This window comes from Cellulomonas sp. P5_C6 (assembly GCF_054049635.1).
The window spans coordinates 1-16,265 of record NZ_JBFULZ010000083.1 but is presented as its reverse complement, the minus strand read 5'-3'; the positions used below and the strand labels follow the sequence as shown (position 1 = coordinate 16,265).

The following is a 16,265-nucleotide window of genomic DNA, read 5'->3' as shown; positions in this document are numbered from 1 at the left end:
CCCCCGCACCGGCGCCCGAGCCCTCCCGTCGCGCCCGCCGCGCGGCCCAGCCGGCCACCGGCGCGCTGCCCATCATCGACACCCCGGCGGCGCCCACGGCGAGCGGCATGCTCCTGGTCGCACCCGACGGCGCCCGCCTCGAGGTCACCGGTCTGACCCTGGTCGGGCGCAACCCGGAGCCGGCGCAGGGCGAGGTCGCCGACCAGCTGGTCCCGCTGATCGACCTGACGCGCTCGGTCTCCAAGACGCACGCCTCGCTGCGCTGGGACGGCCGCACGCTCTGGGTGGCGGACCGCGGCTCGACCAACGGCACCTCGGTCTCCACGCACGGCGGCGCGCGCACGCTCCTGCCGCCCGGGGGCGAGGAGGCCCTGACGGCCGGCACGACGGTGCACTTCGGCGAGCAGGCGTTCGTCGTCGACGGGCCGGTGGGCGCGTGACGGCACCGCACCCGGCCATCGACGCCTCGGCGGGCACGGTGGTCGCCAGCGAGACCCGCGCCGAGATCGCCTACCTCAGCGCCGCACGCGCGGACCTGCTGGTCACGGCGTCAGCGGCGGGCCGCACGGTCGCGCTGGTGAGCGACGAGGTCACGCGGCTGACGTACCCGCTGCGCGAGGCCCTGCGAGACGCCGGGGGCCGGTGGGTGGTGCGCGGGATCGACGGGACTCTGCGCGACGGGATCGACGGGCGACGCCTGGAGTCGGTCGCGGACGCCGCCGACCGCTCGCCGCTGCAGCACGCCGACGACGTCGCGGTCCGGTTCCTGCGGCCCGTGCCGGCCGAGTCCGTGCAGCTGGTGATCTCGCAGTCCGTGCGGCACAAGGCCGCCGACACGACGCTGCTGGGGGCCACCGCAGAGCTCTTCGCCCGCGAGCTCACGGGCGCCGCGCCCAGCGGGTGGGGGCCGCACGAGCCCGCGGTGATCGCATGGGACCGCGCGCGTCTGACGGAGCTGGCCCGGGGGCGGATGCCGGACGAGACCGTGGTGATGGTCGCGGGGACGCCGGAGCGGCCCCTCGTCGGCACCCTGCGAGCTGCGCGCACCGAGAACGGCCTGGAGGAGACGACGCAGCTGCTGGTCGGCGTGGGCGAGCCGGGCAGCGCCCAGGCCCGGACCGCGATCGACTCGCTGCCGTCGGCGTTCGCCGCCCTGGCCGCGCACCAGATGCCACTGTTCGGGCTGGTCATGGGCCGGCACGGGCGGCGGGACCTCACGTTCCCGTCGGTGCTCGAGGGGCCGCCCGTGCCGCTCGGGCTCCTGCTCGGGCCGCCCGGGGTGCGCGAGCTGGGCCTGTCGGTCGAGGAGCTCGCGGCCCGGCTGGGTGCCCGGGTGGTGGGTCGGCCGCGCGTGCCGGGCCTGTACTTCCCGCTGGGCACCCTCGAGCGCGACGGGTGGCCCGCGCTGCAGGCGGTGCTCGACGCGATCGGGCACGACAACGTGCGGCGCGCGATGGGCGCCGGCGGACCCCTCGAGGAGGTGCTCGATGGCCCGCGACCCTGACGCGATCCTGCTGGAGTCGGTCAAGGTGCACCGGGTCCGGCTCCGGGCTGCGTTCCTGCACGGCGACCTGCGCGACCGCCGCACCACCAACGACAACGTGCGCCGGTTCGTCGGCAGCACGGTGGTCGCCGCCCTGCTCTGCGCGGGCTGCGCCGGCTACTCCTTCGTGCAGGCGCACAGCGGCTCGCTGCGCGGCGTCGGCAGCACCGTCACGCCCACGTCGACCGGGGGGACCCCGTGAGCACGTTCACCCGGCTGACGCTCGTCGGCTCCGCGCGCCGTGCCGAGGTCGTCGTGCCCTCCGACGAGGGCGTCGCGGCGATGCTCCCGCAGCTGCTCGAGCTGCTGGGCGAGGCCCCGCACCTCTCGCCGCAGGCCGTCGCCCTCGTGCGGGTCACCGGCGACCAGGTGGACCTCGCGCTGGACCCGGCCACCCAGGGCCTCGCCGACGGCGAGGTGCTGCGCGTCGTGCGCGCGGCGGCCGCACCCCCGCCGCCCGAGGTCGCGGACGTGACGGACGCGACGGCCGAGGAGCTGCGCTCCCGCGCGGGCCGCTGGACCGTGGGCACGCGGCAGGCCGTCGCCGCCACCGGCGCGGGGCTCGCGGTCGCGATCAGCGGGGTGGTCGCCGCCGGCCACGTGGACGCCGCGACCGGCGCGCTCACCGTCGGGCTGGCCGTCCTGGTCCTGCTCGCCGCGAGCGCCGGGCTGGGCCGCGCCGGGCGCCGGTACGCCGGCCTGGTGACCCTGGCGCTGGCGGTGGGCTGCGCGGTCCCGCTCGCGGTGCTGCTGGAGTCGGGCCCGCTCGAGAGCGTCCTCGCCGGGATCCTGCTCGCGTGGGTGGCGCTCGGCGCCGGGATCGGCGTCGGCCGACGGGACCGCGGCGCGCTCGCCGGTGCCGCCGCCGGTGCGCTGCTGACCGGGCTCCACCTGCTGCTCGTCGCGCTGGTCCCCGCGCTCCACGCCGACACGGCCGTCGCCGTGGTCGCGGTCGTGGCGTGCGGGCTGCTGCCGTGGTGGGCCATGACCACGTCGGGCCTGACGGGCCTCGACGACGCCGCCCTCGACGGGGCGGCACCCCGGCGCACGCGCGTCCGGCTGACCCTGGACGAGGCGTACCGCGGCCTGACCTGGAGCGCGGTGGCCGTCGCCGCGGCGGTCGCTATCTCGTGCACGGGCCTGATCGCGTCCGGCGACGGCGCGGCGACGCTGCTCGCGGGCATCGTGCTGGCCGTCGTGGCCCTGCGGACGCGCAGCCTCCCGCTGAGCACGCAGGCCGTGGCGCTCTGGGTCGCCGTCGCGGTCCCGCTCACCGTCGGCGCCCTGGGGCCGTGGGGTGCCGACGAGCCGTGGACGGTCGTCGCGATGACGCTGGGCGTCGCCCTGCTGGGCGCGGTCGTCGCCGGCTGGAACCCGTCCGGGCAGCAGCGCGCCCGCCTGCGCCGGTTCGGAGACCTGGCCGAGCTGGTGGGTGTGGTGGCCGTCCTGCCCGTCGCGCTCGGGGTGTTCGGTGTCTACGGCGACCTGCTGGGCACGTTCTGATGCAGGTCCGCGACGTGCTCCGACTGGGGTTCGCCGGGTCGACGGCCGTGGCCCGTGACCTGGTCGCCGCCGACGAGGGGCTGCGCCGACCCGTCTCGACCAGCCGCCGGGTCGCCGTCGTGCAGGCCCACGGTGGAGCGGGCGCGACGACGACGACCGCGGGGGTCGCGTCCGTCCTGGCCGGTCGGCGGCCCGCCGGCGTGCTGGCGGTCGACGCCGCGCACGGGCCCGCGTCGCTCGCGGCCGCCTGCCGGATCGACGACCCCCTCGCCTGGTCGTCCGGTCGCGCCCGGACCACGGGCATCGCCCGAGCCGACCAGGCCCGCGGGGCGCTCCCCCGCACRCCCGCCGGCCTCGCGGTGCTGGGCGACGGGTCGGCGTCGGCACCCTGGCCGCCGCACCCGCGCACGTGGCGCGAGGTGGTGGACCCCGTGGGCCGGTTCTTCGACGTCGTGCTCACCGACTGGGGCACCCGCGGCAGCKACGAGCTCGACGTGATCGCCGGCGACCACCACGTCGTCGCCGTCGTCGCCCGGGCCGACCGGGCCGATGCCGAGCGCGGCGTCGCCCTGGCCGCCCGGGTCGCCGCCGCCGAGCACCGCGCACCCGCGGTGGTGCTCGTCCTCGTCGACGTCGGCGGGACCGGTGGCCCGTCGGACGTCCCCGCCCGCGCCGCGCTGCCGGGCGTGCTCGTGCAGACCGTGCCGCACGACGTGACCCTCGGCGCCGGCACCTGGTCGCCCGGCACCAGCGTGCGGACGGCCTTCTCCACCCTCGGCGCCCAGCTGCTGGCGCTCGCCTGCGACCCGCACGCCGCCCTCACCGCGGGGGACGCGGCATGACGCGCACGCTGGTCCACCGCCCGGCCCGCGTGGTCCGGCCCCTCGCCTCGCCGCCGGACGTCCCGGTCGCCGCCCCGCCGCAGATGAACGACGCCGCCGGCGGTGCCGGGCTGCAGTCGCTGTTCCCGGTGGTGGGCGCGGTCGGGTCGATGACCATGATGCTGGTGCTGCGCGGCAACCCCCTGTTCGTGCTGGTCGGCGTGATGGTGCTGGTCGTGGCCCTGGTCGGCGGCGTCGGCATGGCGCTGAGCCACCGCGGGACGGCCTCGCGGGGCCGACGGCTCCAGCGCGAGCGGTACCTGGACTACCTCGAGGGCCTGCGCGCGGACCTGCGGGAGGCCGAGCGCGACGCCCGGGACGCGGCGCGCACGGTGCACCCGGACCCGGTCGCGCTGGTCGACGTGGTGCGCGACCCGGAGCGCCGCTGGGAGCGCCGCCGGACGGACCCCGACTTCCTCGACCTCCGGGTCGGTTCCGGCGACCGGCCCTGGTTCGACCTCGTCGTGCCGCAGGACCCCAACCCGACGCAGCCGTTCGACGCCGCGATGGCGGCCGAGGCGGAGGCCGTGCGCGTCCGGCACTCGACCGTGCCGCAGATGCCGATCACCGTGGCGCTGGACCGGGTGGGCGAGGTCGCCGTCATCGGCCCCCGCGCGGCCGGGCTTGCCGTGGTCCGCGCACTGACCGTGCAGGCGACCGCCCTGCACGCCCCCGACGACCTGCAGCTTGCCGCGGCGTTCCCGGCCGACCGGGCGGACGACTGGGCGTGGCTGGGCGCCGTCCCGCACCTCGTCGACGACGCCCTGTTCGACGGCCCCGTGTCGGCCCGGCGGGTGGCGGCGGACCTCCCGGGGCTCGTGCGCGTCGTCGGCCCCGGCCTGGTGGACCGCGCGCAGGCCGCCGCCCGGGTGATGCGCGGCGGCTCCGGGGTCACCGCCGGCGCCGCGTACGAGTCGCGGCTGCTGGTGCTGGCGGACGGGCACGGGGACGTCGCCGGGGTGCTGCCGCCGGTCGACGCCGCGCTCGRCCTGGCGGACCTCGGCGTCACCGTCGTGCACCTGCTGGCCGACCGCCTCCACGAGCCGTCGGACACCGCCCTGCGCCTCACGGTCGACGACGACGGCGCGGTGACCGTCGAGGACCTGCGCGCACCGGACCCGGTCCCGGTGACGGCGACGGTCGACGACGTGCCGGTCGCCCTGGCCACGGGCCTCCTGCGCGCGCTGGCCCCGCTGCGGCTGACCCTCGACTCGGTGGGCGCCGGCGGACCCGCGGCCGCGATCGGCACCGACGAGCTGCTGGGCGTCGCGGACGTCACCGCCATCGACGTCGGCCGCACCTGGGCGGCCCGGTCCACGCGCGACTTCCTGCGGGTCCCCATCGGCGTCGACGACACCGGCGCCGCGCTCCTGCTCGACCTCAAGGAGTCCGCGCAGCTGGGCATGGGCCCGCACGGGCTGTGCGTGGGTGCCACCGGCTCGGGCAAGTCGGAGATGCTGCGCACCCTGGTGGCCGCGCTGGCCATCACGCACCCGCCCGAGGACCTGTCGATGATCCTCGTCGACTACAAGGGCGGCGCCGCGTTCGCCCCCTTCGCGTCGCTGCCGCACGTCGCCGGGATCATCGACAACCTCGCCGACGACGCCGGGCTGACCGAGCGGGCGCGCGCGAGCATCGCCGGCGAGGTGGTCCGCCGCCAGCAGGTGCTGCGCGACGCGGGCAGCTCGCCGTCGATCACCCACTACCGCGAGCTGCGCACCCAGCAGCCCGACCTGCCCCCGCTGCCGCACCTGCTGCTGGTCATCGACGAGTTCGGCGAGCTGCTCACCGCCGACCCCGACTTCGTCGACCTGCTGCTCACCATCGGGCGCATCGGCCGCTCCATCGGCATGCACCTGCTGCTGTCCAGCCAGCGCATCGAGTCGGGYCGGCTGCGGGGCCTCGACACCTACCTGTCGTACCGGATCGGCCTGCGCACGTTCTCCGAGGCCGAGAGCACGGTCGTCCTGGACACGCCGGACGCGTTCCACCTGCCGGCGGTGCCGGGCTACGGGTACCTCAAGGTCGACACGACGGTCTACCAGCGGTTCCGCGCCGGCTACGTGTCCGGCCCCGTGCGCTCCGAGGCCGTCCCCGAGCCCGAGGTCGACGACGAGCTGCACCGGCCGCTCCTGCTGCCCGTGCACCACGGGGTGCTCGCCGCGAACGGCCTCGAGACGTCGGGCGCCGGCGAGGTCGAGCTGGTCCGGCCGTCGGTGGGCGCCTCGATGGTCGACGTGATCGTCGGGCAGCTGTCGGGCCTGGCGACGCCGACCCGGCCGGTGTGGCTGCCGCCGCTGCCGTCGCGCCTGCCGCTGGGCCGGGTGCTCGGCACGCAGCACGGACACCTCACCGTGCCGATGGGCCTGCGGGACGACCCGGCCAAGCAGCAGCAGGAGCCGTGGCTGCTGGACCTCACGCGCGCCGGCGGCCACGTCGCCATCATCGGCGCCCCGCAGACGGGCCGGACCACGCTGCTCTGGACGCTCGCAGCGGGCCTGGCCCTTACGCACACGCCCCGCCAGGTCGCCGTCTACGGCATGGACCTCGCCGGGGGTGGGCTCGCGCGCATCGAGGGGTTCCCGCACGTCGGCGGCGTCGCCACCCGCGCCAGCCGCGACCGGCTGCGACGGCTGCTCGAGGAGCTGCACGGCATGCTCGCGCTGCGCGAGAAGGTGTTCGCGGACCACGGCATCGACTCCCTGGCCATGCTGCGCTCCGAGCACGCCGCGGGGCGCACGCCCGAGCTGGCCGCCGCGGACGTCGTGCTGCTGGTCGACGGCGTCGGCGCGCTGCGCTCGGACTTCGAGGAGCTGGACGAGCCGTTCGCGGACCTGCTCGCCCGCGGCTCGGGCTTCGGGGTGCACGTCGTCGCGACGATGACCCGCTGGAACGAGCTGCGGATGGCCGCGCAGCCGCTGGTGGGCACCCGGATCGAGCTGCGGCTCAACGACCCGGCCGACTCCACCGTGGCGCGCAAGCTCGCGGCGACCCTGCGCGCCGACCAGCCGGGCCGCGTGCTCACCGACGACTCCGTGTTCGCGCAGGTGGCGCTCCCGCTGCTCGCCGACGGGGACGTCGACGAGGTCGGTGCGGCGCTGCAGGCGCTGGCCGCCGGCACCGCCCAGCAGTGGGCCGGCCCGGCCGCTCCCCCCATCCGCCAGCTCCCCGACGACCTCGACCCCGCYGAGCTGCCGGACGCGCTCGACGAGCCCGACCTGGTGCCCGTGGGCCTGCGCCAGGACACCATGACGCCGTTCCTGCTCGACCTGGCCGGCCGCGACCAGCACCTGCTGGTGCTCGGCGACCCGCGGTGCGGCAAGACCACGCTCCTGCGCACGATCGTCGCCGGCCTGGTCGAGCGGGCCACACCCGACGAGCTGGTGGTCGCTCTGTTCGACCCCCGCGGCGGCTTGGCGGACCTCTGCCCCGAGGAGTACCTGGGCGGCCGGGCCACCAGCGGCCCGCTCGCGCTGCAGCTGTCGACGGCGGTCGCCGCGGAGCTGGCCAAGCGGACCGACGGCGCGACCAGCGGACCGCGGATCGTCGTCGTGGTCGACGACTACGACATCCTCGCCTCGGGCGGCACCGACCCCCTGCGCCCCCTGCTCGCGCACCTGCCCGCCGCCCGTGACCTGCGCCTGCACGTGCTGCTCACGCGGCCGGTCGCCGGGGCGACCCGCGCGCTGTACGACCCGGTGCTCCAGGCGCTGCGGGACACGGGCGGCAGCGGGCTGCTCATGGCCGGCGAGCGGTCCGAGGGCCAGGTCTTCCCCGGCACGTACGCCGAGCAGCTCCCCGCCGGCCGCGGGCGCCTGCTCCGTCGCGGCGAGCGGCCCACCCTCGTCCAGGTCGCTCACACCCCGGAGGTGCTCGGTGCCCCGTGAGATCGTCGTGCTCAGCCCGACCCCGCCCGACGCCCGCGCCCTGATCGAGGCCGGCGCGGCCGTCGACCCCGAGCTCGGGCTGCGCACGCTGAACGGCGGCGCGGTGCACCAGGTGGTCCGGTCCGACGACGGTGACGGCCGCGCGGTGCTGAGCCTGCACCAGCCGCTGCAGGTGGACAACGTCGCCGAGATCCGCCGGCTGCTGCCCGGCGTCCACCCGCTGCCGGTGTGGGCGACCGACGGCCGGCCGCTGTGGTGGGTCGAGGCGCTGGTCCCGTGGACGGTCGACGACTCCCGCACCGGGCTGGCGATCGTGCAGGAGATGACCGCCCGCCTGGGTGGCCTCTGCGTGGTCCAGGACGGCGAATGACGCTCGACCTGCTGGCCCCCGAGGCCCACCGCTGGCTGACCGGCCCCGTGCCCGACGGCACGCGCGTGGTCGTCGCCGGCGTGGCCGGGGGCGTCGGCACGACGACCGTGGCGGCGCTGGTCTGGCGCGCGCTCGACGCCGCCGCGCCCGGCCGCTGCGGACTGCTCGACCACTCGGGAGGCACCCTGCACGCCCGCGCGGCCTCGTCGCGCACCGGGGGCCAGGTGGTCGTGCACGACCTGGGACCGCACGCGCTCGCCGCCGACAGCCCGGCCCTCGAGGACCCGTCCGCGGTCGTCGTCGTGGTCTGCGCGAGCCACTCGGCAGGGCTGGCGGCGGCGACGCGGGCGCTCGAGGCGCTGGCTCCCCGGTCGCCCGGCCTGGACCGACGCGCGCTCGTCGTGCCGGTGGCCGTGTCCGGGCCGGGGCTCGCCGCGCGCGAGCACCCGGCGAACGTGCTGGCCCTTCCCCGCAGCCGCGCGCTCGCCGCCGGCGGGGTTCTCCCCGCTCCCGACCGCGACGCGCGTGCCACCCGGGCCGCCGGCGTGGTAGCCGCCGAGGTGGTCCGCCGCGCCCGCTGGGTCGCGACCCTCTGATGACCGGGTCCGGCGTGCCGACGACGCCGGACGACGTCGTGCGCGCCGCCGCGAGCGCGACCGACCTGGCCGCGCTCGACGCCGTCGTGCCCACCTGCCGCGCGTGCCCGCGGCTGGTCGCCTGGCGGGAGCGGGTCGGCGTCGAGAAGCGGGCGGCCTTCCGCGACGAGACGTACTGGGCGCGCCCGGTGCCGGGGTTCGGCGACCCCCACGCGCGGGTGCTCGTCGTCGGCCTCGCCCCGGCCGCGCACGGCGCCAACCGCACCGGCCGCATGTTCACGGGCGACCGCTCGGGCGACTTCCTGTTCGCGGCCATGCACCGCACCGGCTTCGCCAACCAGCCCATGTCCACCGCCCGCGACGACGGCCTCGTGCTCACGGACATCCGGGTGACGGCCCCGGTGCGCTGCGCCCCGCCGGCCAACGACCCGACCCCGCAGGAGCGCCGCACGTGCGGCCCGTTCCTCGGCCGGGAGCTGGCGCTGGTCCGGCCCTCGGTCGTTGTCGTGCTCGGGGCGTTCGGGTGGCAGACGCTGCTGACCACGCTGGCCGAGCAGGGCTGGGCGGTCCCGCGGCCGCGGCCGAAGTTCGGCCACGGGGTCGAGCTCGTGCTGTCCGGTCCCGACGGCGCCGAGCTCGTGGTGCTCGGCTGCTTCCACGTCAGCCAGCAGAACACCTTCACCGGCCGGCTCACCCCGGCGATGCTCGATGCGGTGCTGCTCCGCGCGCGCGATGTCGGAGGCCGCGGCTAGCGTCGGTCGGCATGGACATCGAGTTCGTCGCGGGCTTCGGACCCATCACGCGGGACGGCGGCGCCGCGCGCGCGTTCTGGGGGGACGGCCTGGGGATCACGCTGGAGGAGCCCGCGCCGGGGTACCTCACCAACGACGACCTCGCGGGCGTCCGGGCGTTCGCGCTCTGGCCGCTCGCGCAGGCCGCAGAGTCGACGTTCGGCAGCTCCGAGTGGCCTGCGGACGTCCCGACGCCGCAGGCGTGGATCGAGTTCGACCTCGCGTCGGTGCAGGCGGTGGCCGCGGGCGTCGCCGAGCTGCTGGCCAAGGGCCACCGGCTGCTCAAGGAGACCACCGAGGAGCCCTGGGGGCAGACGACGGCGCGGCTGCAGAGTCCCGAGGGCCTGCTGGTCGGGCTGACGTACACGCCCTGGATGCACGAGGGCTCAGGCGCGTAGGGCCCGCCAGAGCCCGTCGGCCGCGAGCTCGACCATCTCGTCCAGCGGCGTCCCGTCCAGCAGGTCGCCGGCGGCCAGCGCGGCGAGCCCGTGCACGGTCGCGAACGCGAGCTGAGCCAGTCGCACGGGGTCGCCGGCCCGGATCTCGCCGGCCGCCTGCCCCTCGACCACCAGCGCGACCGCCACGGCGAGGCTCCCGTGCCCCGCCTGGACCAGCTCGTCGGGCGCCTCCGACGAGTGCTTGTGCGCGTACATGAGCCCGAGCAGCGGCGCGTGCGCCGTCGCGAACTCCACGTACGCGGACCCCACCCTCAGGAACCGGTCGCGCAGCGGTGCGTCCCCCGACGCCGCAGCGTGCATCGCGCCGTTCAGCCGCTCGAACCCGTCGATCGCGAGGGCGTCGAGCAGTGCCTGCCGGTCGCGGAAGTGCCGCGCAGGTGCCGCGTGGCTGACGCCGATGTCGCGGGCGAGAGCGCGCAGCGAGAGAGCGTCGACGCCGTCGGTGGCCAGGGTCCTCTCGGCGCGGTCCAGCAGCTCGGCCCGCAGGTTGCCGTGGTGGTAGGTCCGCTGAGCAGGGGGCACGACGACGTCGGCGGCGGGGTGCATGCGAGCATCCTAACCAGATGTTGTCGTTGACAACAATGATGACGGCGCCTACTTTGGCTCGCATGGATCACCACGGCACCACCGCCCTCGTCACCGGCGCCAGCTCGGGCCTGGGCGCCGAGTTCGCCCACCAGCTCGCCGCCCGCGGCGCCGACCTCGTGCTGGTGGCCCGCCGCGCCGACCGCCTCGAGGACCTGGCCACCAGGATCCGCGCGCAGCACGGCGCGCAGGTCCGCGTGCTCCCGGCCGACCTCACGGCGCCGGGCGCGGCCGGCAAGCTGCGGGCCGAGCTCGACGGTGTGCACGTCGACACCCTGGTCAACAACGCCGGCTTCGGGCACTTCGGCGACCTCGCCGACACCGACCCCACCATCGGCGCGGACATGGTCCAGCTCAACGTCGCCGCGCTGGTCGACCTCACACGCGAGTTCCTGCCGGACCTGCTCGAGGGCCGGGGCGCGCTGGTCAACATCGCGAGCACGGCGGCGTACCAGCCGACCCCGCACCTGGCCGTCTACGGCGCGACGAAGGCGTTCGTGCTCTCGTTCACCGAGGCGCTGAGTGCCGAGCTGCGCCCGTCCGGCCTGCGCGTCCTCGCACTCTCGCCCGGCGCCACCCGGACGGAGTTCTTCGACGTCGCCGGTCGCGACGCGCAGCTCGGCCGGATGCAGGAGGCCGCCGACGTGGTCGGGCTGGCGATGCGCGCCCTCGACCGCCGGCGGACCCCGGCCAGCATCGTGTCCGGCCGCACCAACCGGCTGACGGCGACGTTCGCCCGGATCTCCCCGCGCCGGGTGACCCTCGCGGTCAGCGACCGGCTGATGAGCGCGTGACTTCTTTCTTCACCGAGTGAAGAAAGTGCCGTACGCTCCCTCCCGTGAGCGATGACGCGACGCAGCTCGACTACGTGGCCGGCATGACGTGGGGCTGGACGGGCGTGCGCGGCACGTGGGGCGGCCCCGACGCGGAGCGGTCCATGGACCTCATGGTCGAGCGCCTCGGCGTGACCTGGACCGCGATCACCTTCGGCGCCCTGCAGGACACCGCCCAGTCGACCGAGATCCATTTCCGCGACGAGCCGACGGTCACCGACGACGAGGTCCGGTGGGCCGTCCGGGCCGCCAAGCAGCGCGGCCTCAAGGTCTGCCTCAAGCCCGTGGTCAACGTCCGCAACGGCACGTGGCGGGCCCACATCAACTTCTTCGACGTCGACGTGCCGCCGGAGCCCACCTGGTCCCAGTGGTTCACCGCCTACACCGAGTTCATCGTCCACCACGCCCGGATCGCGGCCGACGAGGGCGCCGAGATGCTCTGCATCGGCTGCGAGATGGTGCAGTCGGACCGCCGCGAGGCCGAGTGGCGCGCGCTGGTCGCGCAGGTCCGTGCGGTCTACCCCGGGCTGGTCACCTACAACTGCGACAAGTACCAGGAGGACCACGTCGGCTGGTGGGACGCGGTCGACGTCATCTCGTCCTCGGGCTACTACCCGGAGCACGACTGGGAGAACCAGCTGGACCGGATCGAACCCGCGGTCGCCGCGCACGGCAAGCCGTTCTTCTTCATGGAGGCGGGCTGCCCGAGCCGCGTCGGCTCCCCCGCGCTGCCCAACGACTGGGCCCTCGAGGGCGCACCCAGCGAACAGGCCCAGGTCGACTGGTACCGGGCGGCGTTCACGGCGTGCGCGCGGCGCGACTGGGTCCGCGGCTTCATGCTCTGGGACTGGCCGGCCCGGCTCTACGACGAGGCCGCGGCGGCGTCGGACGACGACTACTGCATGTTCGGCAAGGCCGCCGAGGGTGTCGTCCGCGCCGCCTACGCCGCGGCGTTGACCAGATAGAGGATCCCGAAGAGCGAGCCCAGCACGCCCCCGACGATCGCGAACCACGCACGGCCCGACCCGTGCCCGCCGGTGCGGGCACGCCGCAGCGCGAGCACGCCGAGCCCGATCGCCACCGGTCCGAGGACCCAGATGGCCAGCGCCGCCAGGCCCAGGTAGCCGGCCAGGATCGACTCCCACGACCGGCCGACGGGGATCAGCCAGTGCAGGGTGTGGTTCGGCCCGTTGTCACCGGCGTCGCCCGCGGGAGCCGGCGGCCAGGCAGCCGTCAGCACGGTGCCCGGGGCGGGCGGCAGGGGGACGGTGTGCGGGGTCCACCCGGCGCCGTCGAACCACCGCAGGACCCCGGGGGTCGCGCGGTCGTCGTACCAGCCGGGAGGCGTGGTCACTTGACGGAGACCGTCTTGGCCAGCTTGTCGGCGAACGTCTGGCGCTTCGCGTCCCACAGCGGGAACCAGAAGCCGAGGCCCAGGACCCAGCAGTCGAACCAGTGGGCGAGGTCGCGCAGCAGCGCCCGCCACACGCCGACGTGCTCGCCCGTCGACTCCAGCACCAGCTGCAGGCCGACGACCTTCTTGCCCCACGACTGCCCGGTCCGGGCCTGCCGGAAGCCGCGGTTCCACACCCACAGGCCCAGCGAGATCGCGATGCCGATCACCAGCGCCGCCAGACCGGTGGACGACATCTGGCTCGTCACGTTGCCGGACAGGTCGTACCCCGACGTCGACGTGGCGGAGTTGATGGCGGAGCCGGTCCAGTACGGGATGAGCGAGAGCAGGTCGAGCAGGAACGCACCGACGCGCAGACCCCAGTGGGCGTAGGTGGGCGCGACACCGAAGGGTGCGGGCGTGTAGCCGTACGCCGGCGCGCCGTACTGCGGGGCGCCGTACTGCGGGGCCGCGGGGTAGCCGTACTGCGGCGCCGCCGCCGGGTAGCCGTCCTGGGGCGCTGCTGCGCCGTACGGTGCGAAGCTCGGGTGCCCCTGGGCCTGCGGGTAGGCAGCCTGCGGGGCCGCCGGGTAGGCCGGCTGCGGAGCGGGCGCGGTGTAGGGCCCGGGCTGCCATCCGGCCGCGCCCGGCTGCTGGTACGGGTCCTGGTTGCTCACGACACTCCTGGGGCTCGGGTCGGGCAGCCCCCGCGGGCCGCGCGCTGCAGAGGTCATCGACACATCACCCGCACCCATTGAGGCTGTCGGGGGCCCGTGAGGGCGCGTCACCCGGTCGGCCCTAGGCCGGTGCGCGCATCTCGTCGGCGATCACGGCGAGGTAGCGCTCCGCGCCCCGGGTGAACGCGTACCTGGTCGCGGAGCGCTTCCGCTCGTGCACGGGGACGCGCACCCGGCTGCTGAGGCGGGCACCCCCGGGTGCGGGGTCGACGCAGACCTCCCGTTCCCACGCGTGCTCGGCGACGGCCGACAACCCGCGGTACACGATCGACCGGCCGGGCGTGCGCCCGACGACCTGCTGGAACGTCGCCATCCGCCCTCCGGCGGCGGTCTCCTGGATCACGCAGACCAGCTCGCCCACCTCGTCGCGGCGCGACCCGGGCACGGTGAAGCTGACCGCGGTCGGGTCGTTCGTCTCGAGCGCGACAGCCGCCGCGTCGCCCACCACCGCCCAGGCATCCTGCGGCGAGTGCCGGACGTCGAGGGCGGCGGTGACCTCGAGGTCGACCAACGTGCTCGCGTCACCGCACCGCCGCTCGTACGTCGTGACGGGGTGCGACAGGGCCTCGCCCGCCAGGAGCGCCACGCAGCGACCGACGTGCTCGGCCAGGCCCGCGCGGATCGCGTCGGCGCCCTCGGGGTGCGTGTCGGCGGTGACCTCCCAGGTCAGCAGGCCGTCCGCGACGGTGACCGCGTCGACGCGGTCGTGCGTGTCGCTCAGGGAGCGCACGACGAGCCGCAGGCCCTCCACCCGCTCCACGGTCTGCGAGAGGACGCCCCGCCAGGCGCCGTCCGAGAGCCGCACCACGACGCACCCGATCTCGCCCACCTCGTCGCGCGGGGTGCCCGGCACCGTGAACGACCGGACGTGCTGCGGGCCGAGCAGCTCGCGATCGTTGGCGGGGTCGGTGACGAACGCCCAGAGCTCCGCCGCGGAGCGCGGCACCGCGACCTGCTCACGAACGTGGACGGTGATCACGGGTCGGCGCTCGTGAGCCCGCACCGCCCGCTGCCCCCGCCACCGCTCGACCGCGGCGCGGCCGCCGAACCACTGCCGCTCGATCCACCCGTTCACCAGGACTGTGTCGGCCCGGCGGGGCGCCTACTTGAGCAGGTCGACGTGCAGGCCGACGCCGGCGGCTGCGGTGCCGATGGTGACGTCGAACAGCGCGGCGTAGTCGCCGGCCACGCGGTGCAGGTGGCCGAACAGCTCCACCGAGATCGCGCCGACCAGCGACGTGAAGAGCGTCGCGGAGCGGGCCGCCACGCGCACCAGCTCGACCGGGACCGCGTCCGGGTCGTCCCACCCGGCGTAGCCGTACACCTCGGGCGCGATCCGGCCGGCGGGGTCGAAGTCCGGGCCGGTGGGGTCGAGCTGCCCGCGGTGGTACGCCTCCATGAGCAGACCGACGATGACGCCCCACATCCGCAGGGCCGACCGCACGGTGTCGTCGGGCGCCCGGTACCCGCGCACGGGCGTGCCGTAGATGAGCTCGAACGAGTAGGGCTGGTCCAGCGCCCACCGTCGGACGGCCCGGGCGACCTCGAGCCACACCTGCGCGGGGTCCGACCCGGCCGCGCGGGCCGCCGCGGCTGCGGACTCGGCGACCTCCCCGACGGCGTCGTAGGCCTCGACGATGAGCAGCGTGAGCAGGGCGTCCCGGGACGGGACGTAGCGGTAGACCGCCGACGACGCCATGCCGAGGTCCCGGGCGATCGCGCGCAGGCTCAGGCCCGCCGACCCCTCGGCCTCGAGCCGGGCCCGGGCAGCGGCGAGCAGCTCGGCCATCACCTCGGCGCGCGCGCGCTCGCGGGCCGAGGCGGGGACGCGGGGGGCTTCGATCTGCTCGGTCACGACGTCAGTGTGCCGTCTCGGGACGCGTTCCGCGAGCACCGATCACCACAGAGAGCAGTGCTCTTGCTTTCGGGTCGGAGTAGTGCGAGCATTGCTCACAACAGAGAGCACCGCTCTCGTTCCGGACCAAGGAGCCTCGCCATGACCCGTCACGTGATCCTCGGCAAGGGTGCGGTCGGCACCACGCTCGCCCGGCAGCTCGCCGCCGAGGGTGCGGACGTCCTCGTGCTCAGCCGCTCGGGCGGGACCTCCGGAGGCGGGATCACGCACGCGGCCCTCGACGCCACCGACGTCGCCGCCCTCACCGCGGCCACCCGCGGGGCCGACGTCCTCTACAACTGCGCCAACCCCGCCTACCACCGCTGGGCCACGGACTGGCCGCCGCTGTGGACCTCGCTGCTCGACACCGCCGCCCGCACCGGCGCGGTGCTGGTCAGCGCCGGCAACCTCTACGGCTACGCGACGGACGGCGCGGTGATGCGCGAGGACTCGCCGCTGCGCGCCACCGACACCAAGGGCGCGGTCCGCGCACAGATGTGGCGCGAGGCGGTGCGCCGGCACGACGCCGGGGAGCTCCGCGTGACGGAGGTGCGCGGCGCCGACTACCTCGGGCCGCTCGCCGACGCCCAGGCGCACGCGGGCCCCCGGTTCGTCGAACCCCTGCGGGCCTGCAAGGTCGTGCGCCCGGTCGTCGCGGTGGACCAGCCGCACAGCTGGACGTACCTGCCCGACTTCGGCCGCGCGCTCGCCGCCGCCGGGAGCACGCCGGCCGCATGGGGCCGGGGCTGGCACGTGCCGACGGCCGAGCCGCTGACGTTCGCGGAGCTCGGCGC

The 16,265-nt window shown here is 76.0% G+C and carries 18 protein-coding genes; 13 read left to right on the top strand and 5 right to left on the bottom strand.

Translation table 11 applies throughout. The features are described 5' to 3' along the window. The 10 genes from ACXJKG_RS11360 to ACXJKG_RS11315 form a co-directional block, all read left to right on the top strand. Window positions 1-440, top strand: a 440-nt coding sequence (locus ACXJKG_RS11360) for an FHA domain-containing protein (RefSeq protein WP_456845870.1), incomplete at its 5' end; no start/stop codon positions are given. After that, the gene (locus ACXJKG_RS11355; RefSeq protein ID WP_456845869.1) at window positions 437-1,504 is read left to right on the top strand and encodes a DUF6177 family protein; all 1,068 of its coding nucleotides are present in this window, start codon (window positions 437-439) and stop codon (window positions 1,502-1,504) included. The genes ACXJKG_RS11360 and ACXJKG_RS11355, both read left to right, overlap by 4 nt. Then, the gene (locus tag ACXJKG_RS11350; RefSeq protein ID WP_456845868.1) at window positions 1,488-1,745 is read left to right on the top strand and encodes a hypothetical protein; all 258 of its coding nucleotides are present in this window, start codon (window positions 1,488-1,490) and stop codon (window positions 1,743-1,745) included. The genes ACXJKG_RS11355 and ACXJKG_RS11350 overlap by 17 nt, the downstream gene beginning before the upstream one ends. Beyond that, the gene (locus ACXJKG_RS11345) at window positions 1,742-3,046 is read left to right on the top strand and encodes an EsaB/YukD family protein (protein ID WP_456845867.1); all 1,305 of its coding nucleotides are present in this window, start codon (window positions 1,742-1,744) and stop codon (window positions 3,044-3,046) included. Before ACXJKG_RS11350 ends, ACXJKG_RS11345 begins: the two co-directional genes overlap by 4 nt. Beyond that, window positions 3,046-3,888, top strand: a complete 843-nt coding sequence (locus tag ACXJKG_RS11340) for a hypothetical protein (protein ID WP_456845866.1) — start codon at window positions 3,046-3,048, stop codon at window positions 3,886-3,888. The genes ACXJKG_RS11345 and ACXJKG_RS11340 overlap by 1 nt, the downstream gene beginning before the upstream one ends. Then, window positions 3,885-7,814, top strand: coding sequence for a type VII secretion protein EccCa (eccCa, locus tag ACXJKG_RS11335; protein WP_456845865.1), 3,930 nt, complete (start codon window positions 3,885-3,887; stop codon window positions 7,812-7,814). The genes ACXJKG_RS11340 and eccCa overlap by 4 nt, the downstream gene beginning before the upstream one ends. Continuing rightward, the gene (locus tag ACXJKG_RS11330; RefSeq protein ID WP_456845864.1) at window positions 7,804-8,184 is read left to right on the top strand and encodes a hypothetical protein; all 381 of its coding nucleotides are present in this window, start codon (window positions 7,804-7,806) and stop codon (window positions 8,182-8,184) included. The genes eccCa and ACXJKG_RS11330 overlap by 11 nt, the downstream gene beginning before the upstream one ends. Then, window positions 8,181-8,780: a hypothetical protein gene (locus ACXJKG_RS11325; protein WP_456845863.1), complete on the top strand. Its 600-nt coding sequence runs from the start codon at window positions 8,181-8,183 to the stop codon at window positions 8,778-8,780. Before ACXJKG_RS11330 ends, ACXJKG_RS11325 begins: the two co-directional genes overlap by 4 nt. Then, window positions 8,780-9,532 carry a uracil-DNA glycosylase gene (locus ACXJKG_RS11320; protein WP_456845862.1) on the top strand — a complete coding sequence of 251 codons (753 nt, stop codon included), beginning with the start codon at window positions 8,780-8,782 and terminating at the stop codon, window positions 9,530-9,532. Before ACXJKG_RS11325 ends, ACXJKG_RS11320 begins: the two co-directional genes overlap by 1 nt. An 11-nt stretch (window positions 9,533-9,543) precedes the next feature. After that, window positions 9,544-9,969 carry a glyoxalase gene (locus ACXJKG_RS11315; RefSeq protein ID WP_456845861.1) on the top strand — a complete coding sequence of 142 codons (426 nt, stop codon included), beginning with the start codon at window positions 9,544-9,546 and terminating at the stop codon, window positions 9,967-9,969. Here the strand turns inward: ACXJKG_RS11315 and ACXJKG_RS11310 are convergent. Next, complete coding sequence (locus tag ACXJKG_RS11310) at window positions 9,958-10,575, bottom strand: TetR/AcrR family transcriptional regulator (RefSeq protein WP_456845860.1); 618 nt, start codon at window positions 10,573-10,575, stop codon at window positions 9,958-9,960. The genes ACXJKG_RS11315 and ACXJKG_RS11310 overlap by 12 nt on opposite strands. 62 nt (window positions 10,576-10,637) lie before the next feature. Here ACXJKG_RS11310 and ACXJKG_RS11305 point away from each other — a divergent pair, with 62 nt between their 5' ends. After that, the gene (locus ACXJKG_RS11305) at window positions 10,638-11,408 is read left to right on the top strand and encodes an SDR family NAD(P)-dependent oxidoreductase (RefSeq protein WP_456845859.1); all 771 of its coding nucleotides are present in this window, start codon (window positions 10,638-10,640) and stop codon (window positions 11,406-11,408) included. A 44-nt stretch (window positions 11,409-11,452) separates the two neighbouring features. Further along, window positions 11,453-12,412, top strand: coding sequence for a glycoside hydrolase family 113 (locus tag ACXJKG_RS11300; RefSeq protein ID WP_456845858.1), 960 nt, complete (start codon window positions 11,453-11,455; stop codon window positions 12,410-12,412). Here the strand turns inward: ACXJKG_RS11300 and ACXJKG_RS11295 are convergent. The 4 genes from ACXJKG_RS11295 to ACXJKG_RS11280 form a co-directional block, all read right to left on the bottom strand. Continuing rightward, window positions 12,388-12,801, bottom strand: a complete 414-nt coding sequence (locus ACXJKG_RS11295) for a DUF2510 domain-containing protein (RefSeq protein WP_456845857.1) — start codon at window positions 12,799-12,801, stop codon at window positions 12,388-12,390. The two genes, ACXJKG_RS11300 and ACXJKG_RS11295, sit on opposite strands and share 25 nt — an antisense overlap. Next, window positions 12,798-13,517, bottom strand: a complete 720-nt coding sequence (locus ACXJKG_RS11290) for an RDD family protein (RefSeq protein ID WP_456845856.1) — start codon at window positions 13,515-13,517, stop codon at window positions 12,798-12,800. The genes ACXJKG_RS11295 and ACXJKG_RS11290 overlap by 4 nt, the downstream gene beginning before the upstream one ends. Window positions 13,518-13,638: 121 nt before the next feature. Further along, on the bottom strand, window positions 13,639-14,652 hold the full coding sequence (locus ACXJKG_RS11285) for a hypothetical protein (RefSeq protein WP_456845855.1): 1,014 nt from the start codon (window positions 14,650-14,652) through the stop codon (window positions 13,639-13,641). A gap of 27 nt (window positions 14,653-14,679) precedes the next feature. Beyond that, a complete protein-coding gene (locus ACXJKG_RS11280) occupies window positions 14,680-15,432 on the bottom strand; it encodes a TetR/AcrR family transcriptional regulator (RefSeq protein ID WP_456845854.1) in 753 nt (250 codons plus the stop codon). A 141-nt stretch (window positions 15,433-15,573) separates the two neighbouring features. On the opposite strand from ACXJKG_RS11280, the gene ACXJKG_RS11275 reads away from it, so the two are divergent. After that, window positions 15,574-16,265 (top strand): NAD-dependent epimerase/dehydratase family protein (locus ACXJKG_RS11275; RefSeq protein WP_456845853.1); only part of this gene is annotated, 692 nt, incomplete at its 3' end.

Coding starts and splice junctions, on each gene's coding strand:
- ACXJKG_RS11350 (WP_456845868.1), top strand. CDS start 1,488: ATGGCCCGCGACCCTGACGCGATCCTGCTGGAGTCGGTCAAGGTGCAC.
- ACXJKG_RS11325 (WP_456845863.1), top strand. CDS start 8,181: ATGACGCTCGACCTGCTGGCCCCCGAGGCCCACCGCTGGCTGACCGGC.
- ACXJKG_RS11320 (WP_456845862.1), top strand. CDS start 8,780: ATGACCGGGTCCGGCGTGCCGACGACGCCGGACGACGTCGTGCGCGCC.
- ACXJKG_RS11315 (WP_456845861.1), top strand. CDS start 9,544: ATGGACATCGAGTTCGTCGCGGGCTTCGGACCCATCACGCGGGACGGC.
- ACXJKG_RS11310 (WP_456845860.1), bottom strand. CDS start 10,575: ATGCACCCCGCCGCCGACGTCGTCGTGCCCCCTGCTCAGCGGACCTAC.
- ACXJKG_RS11305 (WP_456845859.1), top strand. CDS start 10,638: ATGGATCACCACGGCACCACCGCCCTCGTCACCGGCGCCAGCTCGGGC.